Raw genomic sequence first — 20,689 nt, 5'->3', positions numbered from 1 at the left:
GCATTTGCGGTGCCAATAATCAATACTCTTATCTAAGAAAATAATGGCGATGATTGTCTTTAACTTCTGCTATACGGATGGCAAATTTTCTTTTTCTTCCTATTTCAAAAAGAAGATTAATGTTAAGTTAAATTAGTGGCGCTTAGCACAAATATTCTGCAAACTAATATTAAGAAGTAGGCTGTTATTTAGGTATCAAAGATGGCACATAATCATCATCATCATCACAGTGATCATCATGAACATGGTACTAGTAACTACAGCCGCGCTTTCATGATTGGTACTATCCTCAATGTGGGATTTGTAATTATTGAAGTAGTTTATGGATATTTAGCGCACTCTCTGGCTTTGCTTGCTGATGCAGGGCATAATATGAGTGATGTTTTAGGATTATTACTGGCTTGGGGAGCCAGCTTTTTAGGTAGCCGACCGCCAAGCCAACGCTATACTTATGGACTGCGGCGTTCTTCAATTTTAGCGGCTTTGATCAATGCGATCGCGCTTTTATTAGTTATGGGCGGAATTACATGGGAAGCAGTCCAACGCTTTAGTAACCCTGCATCTGTAGGCGGAAGTACAGTCATTGCTGTGGCGATGGTAGGAATTGTCATTAACACCATCACTGCTTTAATGTTTATGTCAGGTCGCAAACATGACATAAACATTCGCGGCGCATTTTTACACATGGCTGCTGATGCGGGAGTTTCTTTGGGAGTTGTATTAGCTGGTATTGCGATTATTTTCACCGGCTGGCTGTGGTTTGACCCAGTTGTTAGCTTGATAATTGTTGCAGTTGTAGTAGTTGGAACTTGGCAATTATTAAAAGATGCCGTGAATTTAGCATTAGATGCTGTACCAGAAAATATTGAACCTCTAGCAGTGCAAACTTATTTATCCGAACTTCCTGGTGTTACCCAAATTCACGATTTACACATTTGGGCTATGAGTACAACTGAAACAGCCTTGACTGCACATTTAGTAATTCCTGATGGTCATCCCGGTGATGATTTTCTCATCCAGACTTGCAAAGAACTACACGACCATTTCGGTATCGAACATTCGACTTTACAAATAGAAGTTGGCGATTCTAATCAAACTTGTGCTTTGGCTTCTCACCATAGAGTCTAACCGCTAGGTGTTAGTTGGATATAAAACCTCAGATAAAATCTGATTTTTGTAATTACGAATTACGAATTACGAATTACGAATTATGTTGGCTTAACTCTGCTAGCTATCCAATAAAATAATCTGGGTAAATATCTTTTAAAATAGACTAGTAAAATATCCGTACCACCAATATATACTTCTCGCTTCTTTTGAGAAATAGCTCTTAAGATTTTTTGAGCGCAAATATCAGCACTCATACCTTTTTCTTGTCCTGCATCCATTTTTCCATATAAACTGCCATCATAATTTAAAGCATTATAGGAAATATTGGTTTTAATTCTTCCAGGGCAGAGAATGGTAATAAAAATATTATGCTCAGGCTTTAATTCCAATTGTAATGTTTCAAAAAAACCATGTAAGGCGTGTTTTGATGCTGCATAAGCCGAACGTAATGGAAAGCCCATTGCACCAACAATACTGGAAATAACCGCAATTTGCCCACCACCATTGGCAATCATATATGGCAGAATTCTTTTAGTAAGATTGATAGTACCAAAATAATTGATCTCCATAATTTTTCTGTCAACTAACTCTTGGGTATCAACCACTAAAGAACGTTGACTGATACCTGCATTATTGACCAAAATATCAATTTTGTTGTAATGCTTTATCGCAGCATTTACTGCTGTTTCTAATGATGTAGAGTCTGTAATATCAAGAGTAAGAATCAAACATTCGCTGCTGATATTTTGTTTAACTCTCTGCAATTCATCTTCTCTTCTTGCGGAAATAATTAACTTTGCACCTTGATTTGCAAATTGGTAAGCTAATGCTTCACCTATACCAGAGGATGCTCCAGTAATCCAAACAACTTTATCACGAAAAAGCATTGATCTACACCATTTATTATTATCAATTACTCATCCATCTCTTTCAACGTAGCTAATGCTGAAGGAGATAAACGGCTGAGATAGCGGAATATCCAATATTTGAATATAGTATTTAAAATCACAGGAAATGTGGCAATAAAGAGAAATATTGCACTTCTATTCGCTGGTAGCCCCAAATGTTCTGCTAAACCTTCTAGTAGTACTTCCCATCCATGTGGTGAGTGAAATCCGACAAATATATCTGTAGATAAAATAATTAAAAAAGCTTTAGCACTATCACTCAGACCATAAACAATATTATCTAAAAAAGACTTGACAATTACAATTTCTTTTTTACTCATGGCAACTACAATGCCAAAAGCAACTAGCGAAAGTAAATCAGCAAATATATTACTGATGGCACTATTACTTTCATGACTAAATTCCTCTGCTATCTCAATAGCTTTATCACGAATTTGTTCTTGAATTTCCTCAACAGAAAGTACTGGGGCTTCATGTAATAGACTTTGCAGTTTCAGCCTATTTTCAAAAGTCTTCAATTCGCTCAAAGCCTTCTCTTCCATCTCTGTATTCAGAAAAATTTGAGCGGTTGTTTCTTCTCTAGCTCTTTCTACTATAGGATGAATCAATAATTGCTTAGAAATATTTTGAGTTAAAAGTGGCACGAGAATTAAAATCAAGAAAAATCTCAGTGCAATTCTTGTCCGTCTTTGGGTAAGCTGATAATTTCTGATAAATTCTGCTTCTGCTTGCGGAGACAAATCCGATTGGATTCTATTAATTGTCCTACCTAAAGAACGTGGTAAAAATCCAGTTTTCTGAGTTACGGGAGGAACGTGAGGAATTTTAATATCAGATGGATTAACTTTGTGATTATTTTGATTATTAATTGGTAGCGGTGATAAATTTTCCCTTGGGTTACGGTTAATAATTTGTTCTGGTCTTGGTTGATACTTAGATATTACATCATCAATAAACTGTAGCTGTTCTAAAATCTCACTCTGAGAAATATTTAACATCGAGCGACTTAGCCGAAATTCTGTTAGCCTAATTTGAATTATAATTAAATTCTTATTCAGGTAACTTTGCCAATAAGACATGACATTTTCAGTATAATTTCCTGAAGCAGCGGAAATTCTTTGATTACCAAAATGCTCAATTTCAATGTTTCTAATTACCTGAGCCGCTTTGTAAGCTTCTAAAAGCGATCTTTCGGGTGTATCTACAAACCATTGGGTCAATTTGCTAATTTGGTATTTAAGTTTTTGGAAAAATGAATATTTCATAGCATTTCTGGGAATTTATATATTTAATATATAAGGCTATAAGGCTATAATTTTATTTTTGAACTCCACATAGGTATTACTTACACTAACCCGAAGCTTTCAGAATAGGTAGGTTTTGCAAAAATCAAACCGGATTGCTATCTGGAATACATAGAACTTCAGCTAATACTATTATTTATAGTATACATGGTTTAATATTTACGTTTTCTTAAATTTGTATTTCACTAGTATGGCTATCATGTGTAAATTTTGTGTCAACTTTATGACGGTAACATTGTTAAGCGCTAATGATATAGCAATCATAAATGATTATTTAATAAATTTACTGGTGATTGCTAACTGCCTAGAGCAGTAAAATCACTACTCAAATAGGAATGTTATAGCAATCCTAAATCATTCTCTGCAACCATCTCCCTTTTTGATTTAAGAAGTCAGGTATCTGAAGCCTACTGATTTTGACAAAGCAAATAAAACTCTTATAGCAATCCGTGTAGCAGTTGTCAAACTTTGCATAAAGGTTTGTTGACTATCAACAGTCAACAGTCAACAAACCTTTATGAAATATTTCATAAATCATTTAGGATTACTATATGTGATATTATTTTTATAATTTGAGCAGCGCTACTACAAAAATTTAAATAAATAGCCATGCAAGAAATATATAAATTGTCAAGGATATATAATATTTTTTATTAAAACTTCTATTCTTTACAGAAGATTGCATTACATAACAACAGCAATCATATTAGTTATTATATTTTAAATATTTATTGGCTGAGGGTTGTAGAATGCTATGATTCATTTAACTCATAATCACCAAAAATGAGGAGTAATGGTTAATTTAGATTAATCTATCTTTGCTAAAGCGTCTGTTGTGTGAGAATCTCTGAAACTTAGTAGAGCGTCAATCAAATCAATCAATGTTACGCTTGCTCTTGGCCGATAATCTTCACTTGTAATACCTGAGCGATTTAGCTGAATTTATCACCTAAATCAGCCTTAATTTCTTGCTGCTCAAAGATTTTGCAATTAGTTTCAGCATTAATAATCTAGTTAATTTAGCTGCGTGTTGTAGCTTTGCTCTGTTGTTGAAACTGAAATGTTAGGTACAGAAAAAGTAAGTATTAACACTAAGTTACTGAGAACTAAACAATGATGGATGTAAAAGAACTTCTAGCTAGATATGCAGCAGGAGAAAGAAGCTTTAACGGCATAGAATTGCCAGAAGCAGACCTGCGGGGAGCGAACTTGGGAGGTGTAGATTTTGGTAGAGTTAACCTCCAAGGTGCTAACCTCAGTGGTGCATCCTTAAGTGGGGCTAATTTAAGTCAAGCAAATCTCAGAGGTGCAAAACTATCGAGAGCGAATTTATCGGAAGTAATTTTGAGTGGAGCTGACTTACGCCAAGCGGCGCTAACAACTGCTAATCTCAATGAATCAGACCTCAGTGGTGCATGTTTAAATGATGCAGACTTGTGTGATGCTAATTTGCATATGGCCTCAATGAGTGCAGCAAATTTGCAGGGTGCTAATTTGAGTGGAGCCAAAATGGGTGGAGTGAGGATGTGGAAAGCGGATTTGCAGTGGGCGGATTTAAGTGGGGCTGACTTAAGCGAAGCCAACTTGAGTGAGGCGAACTTGACAGGAGCGAATCTCAATGCCACAGATATGAGTGAAACATTCATGACGGGTACAATTATGCCTGATGGCTTTATCCATCAATAATTCCCGATTGTAAAAACCATGCGATTACTATGACCCAAAATACCGTCAAACAATTTTGGATTTTAGATTTTAGATTTTAGATTGACTCCAGTAATCAAGTCAGGGGAACCTATCAATAAATTTTAGATTTTGGATGCGTGGATTTATTACCCGAATAAATTCGGTGGCATCAATTTTAGAGTTTGGATTTTAGATTTTAGATTTATTCCCAATCCAAAATCCAAAATTTAAAATCTACAATTCGGTGAATCTTCACTTCCATTATTTAAAATTTAAAATCTAAAATTCGGTCAATTTTAGCGATCGCACTATCCACTACCAATAATACAAAGAAATGCAATCCACACCAGCCAAACCTAGAAGTTGATACCCAATCTCTTCGCTGTGACAGTTCTGGGTGCGGAATGTGGGTTATAACCCCTCTCCAAACCTCTAAGAGAAACGGAGAGAGGCGTTGAAAGCCTGATTGCAGCTAACAGTTAAGCTAAAATGTCAGTCTGTATTAGCGCCTTGCGTAATGCAGTTACTGCTTCTTCTGTATCTACCAACCTGTTGAGAGCAAGCGCAATATCGTCTTCAACTTTCAAAAGTTTAGCTGCTTTTTTAACAGCATTTTGCTCTTCAATTGAGTAATCATTATCGGCGCGAGCCATTTGAATTGCATGATACAGCAATGTTCTTGATTTTGACCAAGTATCAACATCAACTGTAATTTTACTCAGTAAGTTTTCTAAATCAGCATTTTTGTAGTCAAATTTTTTGTATTTCTCAACGACTTCTTCTGGAGCGCCAACCAAGCGTTGATGACTGATTAACCAGTTAAATTCGGCTTCTGAAACCACTCCATCAGCCCCTGCAATAGCGAGCAATGCATATCCGTAGTTTAGGTATGCTTCCAATGGAGCTTCGGAAATACCTAAGTTCTTTTTCATATATTCTGAAGCTGGTACTGCTTCGGTGATATTGCTCATAAATTACCTCTTTGTTTTTGTTGATAGTTTAGTGTTGTGCAGAAGCGCTCTTTATTTACTGCCAGATCTTGAGATGCAACTGCATACTTAACATGAGAAAAATTTCCGCAGTCCAAAACTTTTTAGTTTCAGACTATTGAGCATTAATTTGAACTTATGCTGTTTGATTTTTCTAAATGTATGACTTTGTTGAAGTCATTTTTATCTTCTCAATATTAAAGATAAAATGCAACGACAGTTAAGACACTTAAAATATTTATAAGTAGACAGTTAAGACATTTAAGCAAAATAATTGGGATTATTGCAATTTCTGGGTAAGCTCATTTAATTTTGTATAAACTGAGCTTGACAAATTGAACAAGATAAGCATAAACATAAGATACTCTTCACCAAACTTTGCAATCAGATTTAAACAAGGGAGATTCCTGATTTTATGGAATAAAGTAGCAAAATTTGATATATTTCTATGACTCGCTGATTTGGCGATTGGGACAGACAACATTTAAAAATTGACAGGCGATCGCCAAAAAGGTAGTATACATAGTTCAAAAATAATCCTACGCAAGTCTGGATCTTATGCCTAGTGTTGAACTGGATGCAATTCGCGAGCATCGCATTAAAACGGAAATCATTGCCGATGCTGAAGACAAAGAAGACAGGGCGATGGCTTGGTACTACTACCTAGAAGAGGCTGTCAACTTTCCCTTTATCGCCAAGTGGACAAAAAAGGGGCGCAAATCATCATCACCCCAAGAAAAACAAGTTGAAGTTTTGGGAATGGCTCCTGATGATGAGTGTGAAAAAGATATGTTTGTAGAGGTAGCCTATATTAATGGCAAAGAAGATGATGTGTATTCGGCACGGCTATCGGAAATAGAAGCAATTGATGCTGATGAAGAAAGCCAAGAAGCCCTTGCAGATTGGCAATATTGGCTGGCTAGAGGATACAAATTTTAAGCAAATTTTAGGATAAATGCCGGATAATACGGCAGGGATTGCCAGCAGCAACAACATTGTTCGGTATATCTTTGACAACTACACTACCAGCACCAATAGTGGTATTGTCACCAATTGTTACACCTGGACAAATAATTGCACTGCCGCCAATCCAAACATTATTACCAATTTTAACTGGAGCGGCTAATTCTTTGCCAGTCAGCCTAATCTCTGGTTCGGTAGGATGGTAGGCGGTGTATATCTGCACATGAGGAGCGCATAAGACATTATCACCAATATGAACTGTATTGCAGTCTAAAATGACACAACCATAGTTCATATATAATCTATCGCCTGCATAAATGTTACTGCCATAATCACAGTGAAATGGCGGTACAATCGATACTTTTTTTCCTACTCTCCCGAATAATTCTTGTATAATTAGCCGCCTTTCCTCCGGCTGTTCTTCGGTTGTAGCGTTATACATTCGCAAAAGACGACAGGCTCGTTTGTTATCGCTTACTAGTTCTGCATCTTCTGCAAAATATAACTCGCCGGAGAGCATTTTTTGCTTTTCGGTTTTTTCCATCACAGAATTTTTCGATTCAATTCAATAGGATTGATAGCAGAGAATAAATTCAAAATCTTTTTAGATTTTGCTGCTGATTACATGATACATAAGCTAGCTATGACAATCTAGCCCAGTAAATGGTAGATACGTCAGTTAATCTAAATACTTCTCTATTGATAACTGAATAGAGAGCTAAATTGCAAATGGTGGAGTCACTATTGATGATGGAATTTGCCGCAGAGGTTCAAATGTCATCATCACCATTAAGGCTGAGTAGACATTTTAGCGGATTCAAATATATATTTGTTGCTTCTGTGATTAATGGAAAAAACCAATAGCTCACAACTGAAGACTAAAAATTGAATCCAAATACGCCATAACGAGCTTTTCCTTGGCGCTTAGCACGGTACATAGCAATATCAGCATCCCGGATCAGGTTTTGTGGCTCTTCATAACCATGACTACTCAAAGCAATCCCGATGCTAGCAGTCGGAATTATCTGATTTCCATTGAGCTGAAGTGGTTCGCTTAAAGACTCTTGAATGCGTTTAGCTACATTAGTAGCGTCTGTAACGTCTTTGATATCCTCTATGAGTACAGCAAACTCATCACCACCAAATCGAGCTACAGTATCGCCACTGCGTAAACATGACTCTAAACGTCGAGCGATCGCTACTAAAAAATCATCGCCTGTTGTGTGTCCAAAGCGATCGTTAATCTCTTTAAAGCCATCCAAATCTAAAAACAAAACTGCAAAATTATAATCATTTCGCCGTCTGCTACGTTCTATTGTTTGTCTGAGACGATCGATAAACAAAACTCGATTGGGTAGGGCTGTTAAATGATCGTGACAAGCATTGCGTAGCAGTTGCGCTTCTGTTTGTTTGCGTTTAGTAATATCTTGAAACACTAAAACCGCACCACTGATATTACCATCCACATCGCGGATAGGTGCCACAGAATCGCCAATTGGGATGATTTTGCCGTCTTTAGCCAGCAGGTTACAGTTATCCGGTAAACTCAAAACTTCACCTGCTTCTATTGCTTGTGCGGCTAAATTATCAATTACTTCATCCATATCTTTGTCAATTAAGTTTACAACTTCTCCTAAATCCTTGCCATAGGCTTCATCTTGCTTCCAACCTGTGAGGCTTTCTGCTACTGGATTCATCATTTGGATAGTCCCATTAGCATAGGTTACTACTACGGCACAGCCCATGCTGTTAATAATTGCTGTGAGTCTCTGGTTTTCTTCTTCGTATTTTTTGTTCATTTGGTGCTTGTAAAGAGCCATTTCGACGGCAAAATGTAAGTCTTTTTCGGCACATGGTTTGAGAATATAGCTAAAAGGCTCACTTAGTCGCTGTTTATTTGGTTTCATATCTGCTGAATACTCCGTTAAATATAGAACGGGTATGTGGAAATGGTTTTGGATAATATCCACAACTTCAATACCATTAATTTCCCCTGCTAAGCAGATATCAATTAATACTAAATGTGGATTTACCTCCGCTACTTTTCTGATGGCTTCTTCACCAGAAGCAGTAATTTCTAGAACAGAATATCCTAACTTCTGCAAACTATTTCTTATATCAAAAGCTAGGATCTTTTCGTCCTCAACAACTAGGATTTTGTGGGCGAACATGTTAGACTAATCTGTTGGCTAAGGTGCAGATTTTGTTTTCAGTCTCGACTCACTCTGAAAATCAATAATCCTATAATAATCAATCTATAATAGAGCTGTGTAGTGCCTAGAGTAAAATAATAACTAAGTTTTCAATTTACATAAATTTTCTTTTGCGGATACAGTCAATATCCAGTTAATAACGCAAGATAATATTTTTAAATGTAAATTCCCATACAATTATCAAAAACACAAGACTTAATTTGGCAATTTGGCAATCTTTAATCATAAAAAGCACAAATGTATGCGGGATTTACGTAAGAGAGTCCAGAATTGAAATGTTGATATAGTAACCAAAAAACCGCCATTTTAGAAATAACATCAAATTTTTCTTGGCTGTTTCAAGTCTGGTGATTTTTTTTGCTACACCTTTTACCAGGCTTCCTGTGTCATAAGTCAGTTGTAGAGGTAAAGCCCATTGCTCAATCCCTAATTGTCAACTGTTTTTAAACTGATTGAATACTTTTTTGTGGACTGTATAAATCTATATTTACTACTGTAAGGGCGGGTTTACAGATATCAAAGCTGATCAACGATGATCTCAATAAACCCGCCCCTACAGACAAAAACCTCATCTCTTTCTGGGTGAGGTTTTTTGATGATTAGTTTAACAATGTTAATGTAGCTAATTTGGCAACTTCACAGAGTTTTTTCTAAATTTAGTATATTTTTATACTAAATTTAGATGCCATTATGTAAAGATAAAAAGATGAATGTTTGATACTAAAAGCAATAAAAAAATTATATTCAAATGTATCAAATATTTTGGGAAAAAATCCGGATTAGGAAATGTTAAGCGGGAAAAAGAATAGTTAAAAAATAACTCTTTTTTATTCCAAAGTACAAAGTCAATAGTCCAGAGTAATTAACCTTGACCAATGACCAATGAGCAATGACCATTGACTATTGACTATTAATGTGATTTAGGTATTGGGCTTAGTTCTTGTCAATTCAATACTAATTTTGCCGCCAAAGTCGGGAATGGGTGCGGCTGGTTTAGTGAGAATAACTTGGACTTGTGTAACGCGATCGCTCTGTTGGAGAATAGAATCGGCAATTGTGCCGGCTAGCTTTTCCACTAAAGCAAACTTGGATGTCTTGATCAGGTTTTGCACCAAGCTAATCACACGGCGATAATCTATAGTATCTGCGATCGCATCTGAAGCAGCCGCAGTACTCAGATCCAGCCATAACTTGACATCTACCTCAAACCATTGTCCTAAAACCTGTTCTTCAGCTAAAAACCCTGTGTAGCCATAGCCACGAATTGCCGTTAAATGAATGCAGTCCATAATAGTCAGAGTGCGAATGAAAGCATTCTGGATTTTAGCTGGATTTGTCCCGTTGCAGTATAGGCTTGAGTAGTTGACGATGTACTTATCGCTCTGTTTGCTGGAATGTCGATCGCTTATAGCAATGTTAATCAACTTTGGGCTGATATCTTAACTCAGACCCTCAAGCGCCTAGGGTTGGCTTGTGCTGTTATTTGTCCAGGTTCACGTTCTACACCGCTAGCAGTGGCCTTTGCTGCACAAAGACCTGATATTGAAGTCATATCGATTCTTGATGAACGTTCCGCCGCTTTTTTTGCTTTGGGACAAGCCAAGGCCAGTGGAAAACCTGTAGTACTGGTTTGTACTTCGGGAACAGCAGGGGCTAACTTTTATCCGGCGGTGATTGAAGCTAGGGAAAGTCGCGTACCTCTTTTGGTATTAACTGCTGATAGACCACCAGAATTGCGGGATTGTCACTCTGGGCAAACTATCGATCAAGTTAAATTGTATAGTGGATATCCCAACTGGCAGACAGAATTAGCTTTACCCTCACCAGATATGGGAATGCTGGGCTATCTGCGACAAACAATAATTCATGCTTGGGAACGGACACAAACCCCCACACCAGGGCCAGTACATCTCAATATTCCCTTACGTGACCCCTTAGCACCGATTCCGGATGGAATTGACTTGAGTGATTTACAATCTCAGTTGAAATTTGAAGAATTTTTTGCTGGACTAACAAATACTTTCCCATTCCCCATTGCCCCGTACCCATTCCCCATTCCCGATGAATGGCAACAATGCGATCGCGGAATTATTATCGCTGGTGTTGCCCAACCACAGCAACCCCAAGATTATTGTCGAGCGATCGCCCAACTTTCCCAAACTCTAAAATGGCCTGTTCTGGCTGAGGGACTCTCCCCCCTGAGAAATTATGCCCACCTCAACCCTTATTTAATTTCTACCTACGACCTGATTCTGCGAAATCCCCAATTAGCCAAACAGCTAGCACCAAAAATGGTAATTCAAGTCGGAGAAATGCCTACCAGTAAAGAACTGCGAACTTGGGTAAATAATACACAACCACGACGCTGGGTAATCGATAAGAGCGACCAAAATCTTGATCCATTGCATGGGAGAACAACTCACCTGCGAATTTCGATTGCAGAATTGGGGGACATATCAAGTCAAAAGTCAAAAGTCAAAAGTCAAAAGTGGGATGAGGGGGACAAGGTAGAAAATACTCCCGCATCACTCCCAGAATATTTGCAATTGTGGTGTCATGCAGAAGCTAAAGTCAGGGTGGCTGTTGATCAAACTTTGGGGACAATGGCAGAGTTATTTGAAGGTAAAGCTGCTTGGTTACTTTCCCAGATTTTACCACCAGGAACGCCCTTATTTATTGCCAACAGTATGCCTGTGCGGGATGTGGAATTTTTTTGGCAACCAAATAATTTAGAAGTGCGATCGCATTTTAACCGGGGTGCTAATGGTATTGATGGCACATTATCCACCGCTTTGGGAATCGCCCATCGCCAGCAAAGTAGTGTGATGTTAACCGGAGATTTGGCTTTGTTGCATGACACCAATGGTTTTTTAATCCGCAACAAGTTTGTCGGACATTTGACAATTTTGTTAATTAATAACAATGGTGGGGGGATTTTTGAGATGTTACCCATTGCCAAATTTGACCCACCCTTTGAAGAGTTTTTTGGCACTCCCCAGGATATTGATTTTGCCCAGTTATGCGCTACTTATAATGTAGAGCATGAATTGATGTCTACTTGGGAGCAGTTGCAACAAAAATTAAACCCACTCCCAACTCAAGGAATTCGGGTTTTGGAAGTGAGAACAAATCGCCAAAACGATGCTAGATGGCGAAGGGAAAATTTACAGCAGTTGGCGACGAATATTAACCTCCGTAAAGTAATGTAATTAAAATTTGATATCTGCTCCTGAATTATTTGATAATTGCAAAAACTTCATCTTTGGCCAGGACAGATTTTTCAAACCCTAAGGATGATGAAAGGCAATGAGAATTTTAAATACATTAGCCATCTCGGCGATTTTAAGTTTGTGGTCATTTTCTGCATTAGCAACCCCAATCTATGCAATAAAATCGAATGGGGATATGCTTTTTTATAAGCATACTGGTACTGATGACGGCTCAAAAACTTGGCCGATTTCGGGAGTAAAAATAGGTAACGGTTGGGACTTTAAACAGATCTTTGCAGGTGATAATGGTGCAGTCTACGCCATCAAATCGAATGGAGATATGCTTTTCTATAAGCATACAGGTACTGATGACGGCTCAAGAACTTGGCCGATTTCGGGAGTAAAAATAGGTAACGGTTGGGACTTTAAACAGATCTTTGCAGGTGATAATGGTGCAGTCTACGCCATCAAATCGAATGGGGATATGCTTTTTTATAAGCATACGGGGATTGATGATGGCTCACCTACTTGGTCGGTTCAAGGAGTACAAATAGGTACAGGTTGGAATTTTAAACAAGTATTTGCAGGTGATAATGGTGCTATCTACGCCATCAAATCGAATGGAGATATGCTTTTTTATAAGCATACGGGGATTGATGATGGCTCACCTACTTGGTCTATTCAAGGAGTACAAATAGGTAACGGTTGGGACTTTAAACAAGTATTCGCTGGTGACGATTAACAGTAAGCACTACCCAGCGTATCCAGGTGTAACTCTTGCTGTGACTTAGTTGGTGCAATCGGAGACTGTTCAACAGCAGATGCGATACTTTCTGGTGCGTCCGCTACGCGAACGGTAAGCTTCGCTAACGCATTAAACTTGAGAGAAATATTGTCCACTGGTGGATTATCAGTACAACAGCCATCTTTCCACTGTCCACCCAGTTTAAGCTGACATACTTTTTTAACTTGCTGTCCCATAAAAAGTAGCAATTTTTTTAACTGCTGTAATGTACCTGATTATCATAGTATTAAATGGTAAATTCCGGCAAGCAGCGGAAAAGAACATACATAATTCTGGCTGGTGGGCGGTTGGAGATCAGGGTTAGGAGGGAGAAAAAGCATTAACTTCTCCTGTGGTCACCACCAAGAACTCTGTGGTCACCACCAAGAACTCTGTGGTCACCACCAAGAACTCTGTGGTCACCACCAAGAACTCTGTGGTCACCACCAAGAACTCTGTGGTCACCACCAGCAACTCTGTAGTCACCACCAGCAACTCTGTGGTGAAAATGCGATCGCGTTTTATATAGCGGTTTTCGGAGCGGTGAAGTACAGTTTTAAATCGCAAAGCTTGTAGGGGTGGGGTTTCCCCGCCCTTGGTTGTATAGCATCCAAGTGAGAACCGCTATATCATGTTTATTTACTTATTACAGCTATTTTCAGGTAAATAGACCACATGTGCGTAGGGGCACAGCACTGCTCATTGGTGTCAACTTAAGCTAAAAGCTATATAGGGCGCGCGTTGTACAAATCCCCACGCCCTCATCCCCTAACCCCTTCTCCCTAAGGGAGAAGGGGAATTTAATCTCTGGCTCCCCTCTCCCTGAGGGAGAGGGGTTGGGGGTGAGGGCAAAACCTTGTCACACAGAGGGTTTCACGTTAAGTTGACACGTATGAGCACTGCTGTGCCCTGAGAGTGTGGTTAAACTACGTGAAGACTGCTGTAAAACCCAAGAAGCCAACACCATGCCCTGAGTAGTAAGATGTAATCTGGGCAATACCTTGCACACTTCGACTTCGCTCAGTCTGCCTTCTACCTAGCTAACAGTTAACAATGCTGAAGGAATCCGTTGACTGGGCAGTAACAGATGGTCAATAATTTGGTTGCGTAACTCTTTCGTTGAGTAACTATCACTTTGAATACATTTAAGTAGCACAATATTAGCGTAGAAATAATCTTTCAAAGTCTTAACTTCATCTTGGGTAAATTTAACGTCATTCCAGCCAATATCTAAATATAATCTCATTGCCGAGCGCAATCTATTTGCCCAATCTAGGACATCTGATTCTGGTGCTTGCTCATCAGGTAAGCTTTCTTTTAAGAAAACTAGAAACTCTGCTAAATCCTCATTAATATAATTTTGATGATCGGCAGCATCATTGCTCTGATTATATCCATCCTCGCTGCTATGATGAATTTGCACAAAAGAATAATTTGGTTGCAGTTGTTGCGATGCTTGAGGAAGATTTTTATCTTCTGAGTTAGTGATACAAATTAAGCCACTATTTTTATCAACCAAACTTACTTCAGTTCGTAGTTCAGGCATTGTCATAAGTTGGTCGCTAGCAGGAAGTTCTTGTTTCAGCAGGGGACTTAAGTTTTGAGATTCAAATCCCTTTTCCTGAGTTTTATGAGCAATCAATTGTGCATGAAAGTTAACTAAATCAAAAGCAAAATCAGATAGTATTGAACGCAGATGAATGCTGTTTCTTTCTTTATTTATTGCTCTTAAAGTAACAGCCAGTTCTTGTGCTAAGCTATAATCAACTTTTGTCTGTAAATTGCTATATAATTCAAATACCTGATCGACAAACAAATAAAATGCTCGCCAGGAACTAGATTTTACACCATGTAAAGTAGTTACATTATCTAACCACATCAACATATCTTGTAGAGGTTTATTTCCTGCCACAAGCATATTAATTTGCCAAAACATCATTTTGAAAAAATCATCAGTATTTGCCAATCTTCCAGCAATCATCAGAAATACTTCTCGCCACTGACGCTTGGTTAAATGCTGTTGGATAACTTCGTTTAAAGCTTCTGTATTTCGTGTTTCCACTACATGATGTGCAACGAAATATTCTTGAAATGTCAGATGAGAAAATGAGTAAAAATCTTGGGATTGCTTAACGAGTAATCCGTGATTAGCTTCAATTGCTCTTAAAATTTCTTGACTCTCATCAGTCAGGGTTTCTGGAGAAATTTCGCGAATATTTTCGAGATAATCCGCAATTACTCTTTCTAACTCTCTTTGCAGCCAAAAATACTTTTGTGGTTCTTGATTGAAAGCTGTATAAGCTATCTGACTCAACAAATTGATTTTGCGTTGATATGGTAAGTTAAATTTATTAACTGCATTCCGATCTATCCGTCTACTAGCATCCCATTTGCGTAAAAGAATATTTACAGCATCCTCAGTTAGTAAGTAGCGATTTCTCGGAAAATCATAGTTATCTTGAAATACCAAACACAACATAGTCAGTAGCAACGGATTTGTGGTTAGCTCTTTAATAGAACTGTTTTTTTCTAATTCTGCTAAAAATTTAGCTGCTAAATCTGGTTCTTGGCACAATTCAAACCATTGTTTGACAAAAAGCAAAACTTGAGCTTCCTTAAAATCCGCGATTTCTACTTCCGTAAAATGTTCAAATGTATAATCTGAAGCACCAGAACGACAAGTTAATACAAAGATATTTTTGGGATATTGTTCTACTAAAGTATTAATGTTACGATAAATGCGATTGCTTTCTAGTTCTGCAACTTCATCTAATCCATCTAACAAAATTAAGCAGCGACCTAAACCTAGTAACTGCTGGACAATTTCTGTTGGCTGAGAAACAAATTGAATGAATTCTCTGGCGATAAAATCAATCAGGTTGGGTTTGTCTTCTGCGTCTGCAAATGCTTTTAATGAAATTAAAACGGGAGTAGGTTGATTTGCTAAATTTGCAGCAGACATTGCTAAATGTTTCAAAAATGTAGTCTTACCTGCTCCTGGACTACCCCAAACAAGCAGCTGGCGATATTTTTTCACTGCATCAAAAGCTGCCATATTTTGACCATTTACCCGATAATTCAGACGACTAAATCTGAAATCGCTAGATAAGTTCAAACGCAATTCTTCAATTGTTTTTTGGTGCTTGGCTTGAACACTTTCGAGAACATTTACATTGGCATAAATACTATCTAGTTGCACAGGCTGAGTCATTGTCAGCACTTTCATTGTGCTACACTTTGCCCTGATATATTCTTGATAATCTGCAACCCAATCTGTCTCGCTATCGAGATCTGGTTGTTCGCCTTGCTCTAAAGCAGCTTGTTGTCTTAACGCTTGTTGATAACTTTCGCATCCTAATAATACACCGCACAAGAAGTTCAGATTTTTTTCTTGCATCTTGATTGGTTCATTACTATTAAAAAAATTCCGAATAGTTTTATCTGATATTACATCTTTAAAGCTGTTGGTTTTATCTTGATAAACATTATTCAGTTCAGTAATCAGTAGCTTTGGCGAACCACCAAATTTTTCTATATAAGCTTGCTTTAATTCTTCCCAGATTTTTTGAGCGATGATGATTGCTGTCATTTCTATCCCCTCTACTATGCTTGGTAATTTTTGAGTATTCTAGAAACTAGAGCTAATTGCTTGGGTAAATGTTAAAACTATCATCGCTAAAAGTTTGATCATTGATTATTAAACTTCTTTTTGTCTATTTTGTCGGTTTCTCTAGATATTGTCTGCTGTCTTTTAGCGTACAAATATTTATATTACTATTTAGCTCTCATCTCTAGACTGACTTTTATTTTTACTTTACAAAGAGGTACAAAGCGTTGTGAATATGCTTAGCGCCCGTTATTAGCATCCACAAAGTTTTATTGTGATTAATACATAAAATTAATCAAGAATAATGTATATCTAATTACTTTCAAAATGATTTCCGGCAAAAATTCTAGTTTTATTAACGCTTTTGTTTCTGGCTGCTGGACAGACATCGCTACTTGCTCAAATTCCTCTAGTTGAAGGCGGGTGGTTTCAGCTTTTTACGTCTAAAGATACTGGACAGGAAATAAAAAACACTTGAAGATGGCAAGAGGAAGGCATATAGCCGCAATTTACCGCAAATTTCTAAATTAATGCCGCTTGTTATCAAATGAATACTATGAACACTAGCAAAATCAGCCCTCAGGTAGAAACCGATCATATTAATAAGCGCTTCAATGAATTTAATTGTTCAATGTGCGAGCAATTGAAATTTAGGGTGAATGAAATCAACTTTGCTCTGAAACTTTTAAGTCGAGGACGGCTGGATAACAAGATGAAACGTATCGCCTTGGCACATATCGAGGAGAATGCTCACATGCAAAGTTTACTTTTAGATCAATTGCTAAACGGGTATCGTTCTTCAGAAGCTTCTAGTCAGTCGCTTTTAGGTTTATTGGTGGAAATTAGATTTGTTACTAATACCCTGAGTTCGTGGAGCAAATCCTTACATGGTAATCAGCTTGATCAAAGTACCCTAATTGCAGCGATTGAAGTGATGGGAAACCATGCGAGAAATCAAAGTGAACTGATTGACAGGCTGCGAAACTGGATTTTGGCTCACAACTAGATCTATTTTACAGTAGGCGATCGCCAATCCCACCCTAAGCATCTATCAAATTAACAATCAGGGTCATGCTGAAAATATGGACGAAATGTCTAGTATGCACAACAGTAGTACAACGATTAACGGCTTTTGCGATTCTGGATAATTTCCGAATCGCCAATGAAAAAGCCCGAACCCAAGTTAATAATTACAGATTCGAGCCAACTAACTAATTTTTTCTCTACTCATATTTTATCACTAACGCATCTACTTTGACTGTTTGGCTGTTGGCATAACTTGGGCGTAGGGATTCACTCACCTACTCAATCAAAAGGATGAACTCTGTGAATCGCCCACAACGCAACGCTTGGATTTTTCTATATACTGTTTTATTGACTAGTTTTTTGGCTATGCTGCTAGGATTTGATGGGAAAGTCTCTTTACGAGTGACACCTTTTAACTTTAGCGTAGTCATTGATGGTTATCCTCGCTGTGTGCTTGACTTACCATCGCCCGAAGTAGATAGTCAATCTCAGGCTCAACTGCCACAAGAATAACATCTTGATGAATGTAGCGATCGCTCACCAAAATTATACAGCTAGTGATATCTGCTGCTAGCTCCGAAATGGCGCGGCGATCGCTACATTTCGCTACATTAGAGATATATAAATAGAAATCATTATTGCCGATAGCGATCGCATCTCACACACCATTATGAATGCAAATGCCATTATTTCTCACAATCCCCTACTTAAAGGTGCTGGCTTACCACCCTTTACAGAAATTCAACCAGAGCAAGTAGTACCAGCCTTCCAGCAGCTGCTAGCAGAACTGGATGCCGAGCTTACCAAGTTAGAAACTAGTGTACAGCCTACCTGGAGTGGTTTAGTAGAACCCTTAGACAAACTTACAGAACGCTTGTCTTGGAGTTGGGGGATAGTCAACCATTTAATGGGTGTAAAAAATAGTCCCGAACTGCGTGAAGCTCATGAAGCAGTACAACCAGAAGTAGTACAGTTCTTCACCAAACTCGGACAAAGCCAACCTCTCTACAATGCTTTTAAAGCTCTCCGTAGCAGTGAGGTATGGAACAGCTTAGAATCAGCACAGCAAAGGATTGTCGAAGCGGCAATTCGGGATGCGGAACTTTCTGGTGTGGGTTTACAAGGAGAAGCAAAAGAACGTTTCAACGCCATTCAACTGGAATTGGCAGAACTTTCCACCAAATTCTCCAACCATGTCTTAGATGCTACCAAAGCTTTTAGCTTAACCCTCACCAGCACAGCAGAAATCGACGGCTTACCCCAAAGCTTACTCAGTCTAGCAGCCCAAGCCGCCCGTGCAGCTGGTGAAGAAAATGCCACACCAGAGAATGGCCCTTGGCGGATTACGTTAGATTTCCCCAGTTACGGGCCTTTTATGCAGCACAGTACCAGACGCGATTTGCGCGAAAAGCTGTACAAAGCATTTATTAGTCGTGCTGCTGACGGTGATTTAGATAATAATCCCCTCATTGAGCGGATTTTAGAATTGCGACAAGAATTTGCAGGTTTACTCGGCTTTAAAAATTTTGCGGAATTAAGCCTAGCGAGTAAAATGGCTCCCAATGTCGAAGCAGTCGAAGCCCTACTCGAAGAACTGCGTCGCGTCAGTTATGATGCAGCAGTGAAAGATTTAGCCGCACTCAAAGACTTTGCTTTATCTAAAGGAGCAAAAGAAGCTCTTGATTTAAAACACTGGGATATTGGTTTTTGGGCGGAACGCCAGCGAGAAGAAAAATTTGCCTTCACAGCCGAAGAATTACGTCCTTACTTTCCCCTCCCCCAAGTACTAGACGGCTTATTTGGATTAGTGAAACGGCTATTTGGCGTTAGCGTCACTCCCGCCGATGGTCAAGCCCCAGTATGGCATGAAGATGTCCGTTATTTCCAAATTGCCGATGAAACCGGTGCGCCCATCGCCTACTTCTACTTAGACCCTTACAGTCGCCCAGCAGAAAAACGCGGTGGTGCTTGGATGGATGTCTGCATCAATCGTGGTAGAATAATCGAAAATGGTGTAACTAGCGTCCGCTTACCTGTAGCATATTTAATTTGTAATCAAACTCCCCCCATCGATGGTCAGCCCAGCTTAATGACCTTCAATGAAGTAGAAACCTTATTCCACGAATTTGGACATGGTTTGCAGCACATGCTCACCAAAGTGGATTATACCGGAGCAGCAGGTATAAATAACGTCGAATGGGATGCCGTCGAACTACCCAGCCAATTCATGGAAAACTGGTGTTATGAGCAACCTACCTTGTTTGGCATGGCTAAACATTACCAAACAGGTGAACCGCTACCAGAACATTATTATCAAAAGCTGATAGCAGCACGCAATTATATGAGCGGTAGTGGGATGTTGCGGCAACTCCACTTTAGCAGTGTAGATTTAGAACTACACTCACGCTATCGCCCTGGTGGTAATGAAACCCCAGCCGATGTCCGCCAACGCATTGCCAAAACTACCACCGTTTTACCACCACTCCCAGAAGATTCGTTTTTGTGTGCTTTTGGGCACATTTTTGGTGGGGGTTATGCCGCAGGTTACTACAGTTACAAATGGGCTGAAGTCCTGAGTGCAGATGCATTTGCCGCTTTTGAAGAAGCTGGACTAGAAGACGAAGAAGCAATCAAAGTTACAGGTAGACGCTACCGGGATACAGTCCTAGCCCTTGGTGGTAGTAAACACCCGATGGAAGTGTTTAAAACCTTCCGGGGACGTGAACCTAGTACCACTCCCTTGCTGAGACACAATGGCTTAGCAGCTACAGCTTCAGCTAACTAGCACTTCTTCTGTGATACAAGGGTGCGTTATGGACATGAGTTCTAACGCACCCTTGCAGATTTAATAAATAATGACGATGGGAGCAATAAATAAGCGATGTCTACG

17 protein-coding genes are annotated in these 20,689 nt (G+C 38.8%); 8 read left to right on the top strand and 9 right to left on the bottom strand.

Annotated elements, in window-relative coordinates; translation table 11 throughout:
• Nucleotides 1-201: 201 nt before the first annotated feature.
• Nucleotides 202-1,128 (top strand): cation diffusion facilitator family transporter, encoded by a 927-nt coding sequence (locus AACU32_RS10085; protein WP_096599439.1) that lies wholly within the window; start codon nt 202-204, stop codon nt 1,126-1,128.
• A gap of 80 nt (nt 1,129-1,208) precedes the next feature.
• Here AACU32_RS10085 and AACU32_RS10080 read toward each other — a convergent pair whose 3' ends face one another.
• Together AACU32_RS10080 and AACU32_RS10075 are read right to left on the bottom strand one after the other, a co-directional pair.
• Nucleotides 1,209-1,997 carry an SDR family oxidoreductase gene (locus AACU32_RS10080; protein WP_096599438.1) on the bottom strand — a complete coding sequence of 263 codons (789 nt, stop codon included), beginning with the start codon at nt 1,995-1,997 and terminating at the stop codon, nt 1,209-1,211.
• 26 nt (nt 1,998-2,023) lie between these two features.
• Complete coding sequence (locus AACU32_RS10075) at nt 2,024-3,283, bottom strand: proton extrusion protein PcxA (protein WP_096599437.1); 1,260 nt, start codon at nt 3,281-3,283, stop codon at nt 2,024-2,026.
• A gap of 1,152 nt (nt 3,284-4,435) precedes the next feature.
• Between AACU32_RS10075 and AACU32_RS10070 the strand changes: the two genes are divergently transcribed.
• Nucleotides 4,436-5,008 (top strand): pentapeptide repeat-containing protein, encoded by a 573-nt coding sequence (locus AACU32_RS10070; protein WP_445223170.1) that lies wholly within the window; start codon nt 4,436-4,438, stop codon nt 5,006-5,008.
• 479 nt (nt 5,009-5,487) lie between these two features.
• Here AACU32_RS10070 and AACU32_RS10065 read toward each other — a convergent pair whose 3' ends face one another.
• Nucleotides 5,488-5,979: a TerB family tellurite resistance protein gene (locus tag AACU32_RS10065; protein ID WP_096599436.1), complete on the bottom strand. Its 492-nt coding sequence runs from the start codon at nt 5,977-5,979 to the stop codon at nt 5,488-5,490.
• A gap of 576 nt (nt 5,980-6,555) precedes the next feature.
• Here AACU32_RS10065 and AACU32_RS10060 point away from each other — a divergent pair.
• Nucleotides 6,556-6,936, top strand: coding sequence for a calcium-binding protein (locus tag AACU32_RS10060; protein WP_096599435.1), 381 nt, complete (start codon nt 6,556-6,558; stop codon nt 6,934-6,936).
• Nucleotides 6,937-6,943: 7 nt separating this feature from the next.
• On the opposite strand, the gene AACU32_RS10055 is transcribed toward AACU32_RS10060, so the two are convergent.
• The 3 genes from AACU32_RS10055 to folB all read right to left on the bottom strand — a co-directional run bounded on the left by AACU32_RS10055 (nt 6,944) and on the right by folB (nt 10,462).
• Nucleotides 6,944-7,504 carry a sugar O-acetyltransferase gene (locus AACU32_RS10055; RefSeq protein WP_096599434.1) on the bottom strand — a complete coding sequence of 187 codons (561 nt, stop codon included), beginning with the start codon at nt 7,502-7,504 and terminating at the stop codon, nt 6,944-6,946.
• Between the two features lie 334 nt (nt 7,505-7,838).
• Complete coding sequence (locus AACU32_RS10050) at nt 7,839-9,131, bottom strand: GGDEF domain-containing response regulator (RefSeq protein WP_096599433.1); 1,293 nt, start codon at nt 9,129-9,131, stop codon at nt 7,839-7,841.
• A 962-nt stretch (nt 9,132-10,093) separates the two neighbouring features.
• Entirely contained in the window at nt 10,094-10,462 is a 369-nt protein-coding gene (gene folB, locus AACU32_RS10045; protein ID WP_096599432.1) for a dihydroneopterin aldolase, read from the bottom strand.
• Nucleotides 10,463-10,567: 105 nt separating this feature from the next.
• Here folB and menD point away from each other — a divergent pair, with 105 nt between their 5' ends.
• Nucleotides 10,568-12,382, top strand: coding sequence for a 2-succinyl-5-enolpyruvyl-6-hydroxy-3-cyclohexene-1-carboxylic-acid synthase (menD, locus tag AACU32_RS10040; RefSeq protein ID WP_096599431.1), 1,815 nt, complete (start codon nt 10,568-10,570; stop codon nt 12,380-12,382).
• Between the two features lie 97 nt (nt 12,383-12,479).
• Nucleotides 12,480-13,124 (top strand): tachylectin-related carbohydrate-binding protein, encoded by a 645-nt coding sequence (locus tag AACU32_RS10035; RefSeq protein ID WP_096599430.1) that lies wholly within the window; start codon nt 12,480-12,482, stop codon nt 13,122-13,124.
• Here AACU32_RS10035 and AACU32_RS10030 read toward each other — a convergent pair.
• The 3 genes from AACU32_RS10030 to AACU32_RS10020 form a co-directional block, all read right to left on the bottom strand.
• Nucleotides 13,121-13,363: a hypothetical protein gene (locus tag AACU32_RS10030; protein WP_096599429.1), complete on the bottom strand. Its 243-nt coding sequence runs from the start codon at nt 13,361-13,363 to the stop codon at nt 13,121-13,123. The genes AACU32_RS10035 and AACU32_RS10030 overlap by 4 nt on opposite strands.
• A 124-nt stretch (nt 13,364-13,487) precedes the next feature.
• Nucleotides 13,488-13,733 carry a hypothetical protein gene (locus AACU32_RS10025; RefSeq protein WP_096599428.1) on the bottom strand — a complete coding sequence of 82 codons (246 nt, stop codon included), beginning with the start codon at nt 13,731-13,733 and terminating at the stop codon, nt 13,488-13,490.
• Nucleotides 13,734-14,202: 469 nt separating this feature from the next.
• A complete protein-coding gene (locus tag AACU32_RS10020; RefSeq protein ID WP_096599427.1) occupies nt 14,203-16,755 on the bottom strand; it encodes an NACHT domain-containing protein in 2,553 nt (850 codons plus the stop codon).
• A gap of 574 nt (nt 16,756-17,329) precedes the next feature.
• Between AACU32_RS10020 and AACU32_RS10015 the strand changes: the two genes are divergently transcribed.
• The 3 genes from AACU32_RS10015 (at nt 17,330) to AACU32_RS10005 (ending at nt 20,584) form a co-directional block, all read left to right on the top strand.
• Entirely contained in the window at nt 17,330-17,779 is a 450-nt protein-coding gene (locus AACU32_RS10015) for a hypothetical protein (protein WP_096599426.1), read from the top strand.
• 320 nt (nt 17,780-18,099) lie between these two features.
• On the top strand, nt 18,100-18,312 hold the full coding sequence (locus tag AACU32_RS10010) for a hypothetical protein (RefSeq protein WP_339377724.1): 213 nt from the start codon (nt 18,100-18,102) through the stop codon (nt 18,310-18,312).
• A 157-nt stretch (nt 18,313-18,469) separates the two neighbouring features.
• A complete protein-coding gene (locus AACU32_RS10005; RefSeq protein ID WP_096599424.1) occupies nt 18,470-20,584 on the top strand; it encodes a M3 family metallopeptidase in 2,115 nt (704 codons plus the stop codon).
• Nucleotides 20,585-20,689 lie beyond the last annotated feature (105 nt).

The sequence above is a fragment of the Calothrix sp. NIES-2100 genome (assembly GCF_963875285.1).
In the GTDB taxonomy this organism is placed as follows: domain Bacteria; phylum Cyanobacteriota; class Cyanobacteriia; order Cyanobacteriales; family Nostocaceae; genus Aulosira.
Note: the sequence above shows the minus strand (reverse complement) of the source record. Positions and strands in the feature narration are given on the sequence as shown.

What these genes read in the sequence shown, in the direction of transcription:
- AACU32_RS10060 (WP_096599435.1), top strand. Translation starts at nt 6,556, where the DNA reads ATGCCTAGTGTTGAACTGGATGCAATTCGCGAGCATCGCATTAAAACG.
- AACU32_RS10065 (WP_096599436.1), bottom strand. Translation starts at nt 5,979, where the DNA reads ATGAGCAATATCACCGAAGCAGTACCAGCTTCAGAATATATGAAAAAG.
- AACU32_RS10015 (WP_096599426.1), top strand. Translation starts at nt 17,330, where the DNA reads ATGAACACTAGCAAAATCAGCCCTCAGGTAGAAACCGATCATATTAAT.
- AACU32_RS10055 (WP_096599434.1), bottom strand. Translation starts at nt 7,504, where the DNA reads ATGGAAAAAACCGAAAAGCAAAAAATGCTCTCCGGCGAGTTATATTTT.
- AACU32_RS10020 (WP_096599427.1), bottom strand. Translation starts at nt 16,755, where the DNA reads ATGACAGCAATCATCATCGCTCAAAAAATCTGGGAAGAATTAAAGCAA.
- AACU32_RS10080 (WP_096599438.1), bottom strand. Translation starts at nt 1,997, where the DNA reads ATGCTTTTTCGTGATAAAGTTGTTTGGATTACTGGAGCATCCTCTGGT.
- folB (WP_096599432.1), bottom strand. Translation starts at nt 10,462, where the DNA reads ATGGACTGCATTCATTTAACGGCAATTCGTGGCTATGGCTACACAGGG.
- AACU32_RS10085 (WP_096599439.1), top strand. Translation starts at nt 202, where the DNA reads ATGGCACATAATCATCATCATCATCACAGTGATCATCATGAACATGGT.
- menD (WP_096599431.1), top strand. Translation starts at nt 10,568, where the DNA reads ATGTCGATCGCTTATAGCAATGTTAATCAACTTTGGGCTGATATCTTA.
- AACU32_RS10005 (WP_096599424.1), top strand. Translation starts at nt 18,470, where the DNA reads ATGAATGCAAATGCCATTATTTCTCACAATCCCCTACTTAAAGGTGCT.
- AACU32_RS10035 (WP_096599430.1), top strand. Translation starts at nt 12,480, where the DNA reads ATGAGAATTTTAAATACATTAGCCATCTCGGCGATTTTAAGTTTGTGG.
- AACU32_RS10070 (WP_445223170.1), top strand. Translation starts at nt 4,436, where the DNA reads ATGATGGATGTAAAAGAACTTCTAGCTAGATATGCAGCAGGAGAAAGA.
- AACU32_RS10030 (WP_096599429.1), bottom strand. Translation starts at nt 13,363, where the DNA reads ATGGGACAGCAAGTTAAAAAAGTATGTCAGCTTAAACTGGGTGGACAG.
- AACU32_RS10050 (WP_096599433.1), bottom strand. Translation starts at nt 9,131, where the DNA reads ATGTTCGCCCACAAAATCCTAGTTGTTGAGGACGAAAAGATCCTAGCT.
- AACU32_RS10075 (WP_096599437.1), bottom strand. Translation starts at nt 3,283, where the DNA reads ATGAAATATTCATTTTTCCAAAAACTTAAATACCAAATTAGCAAATTG.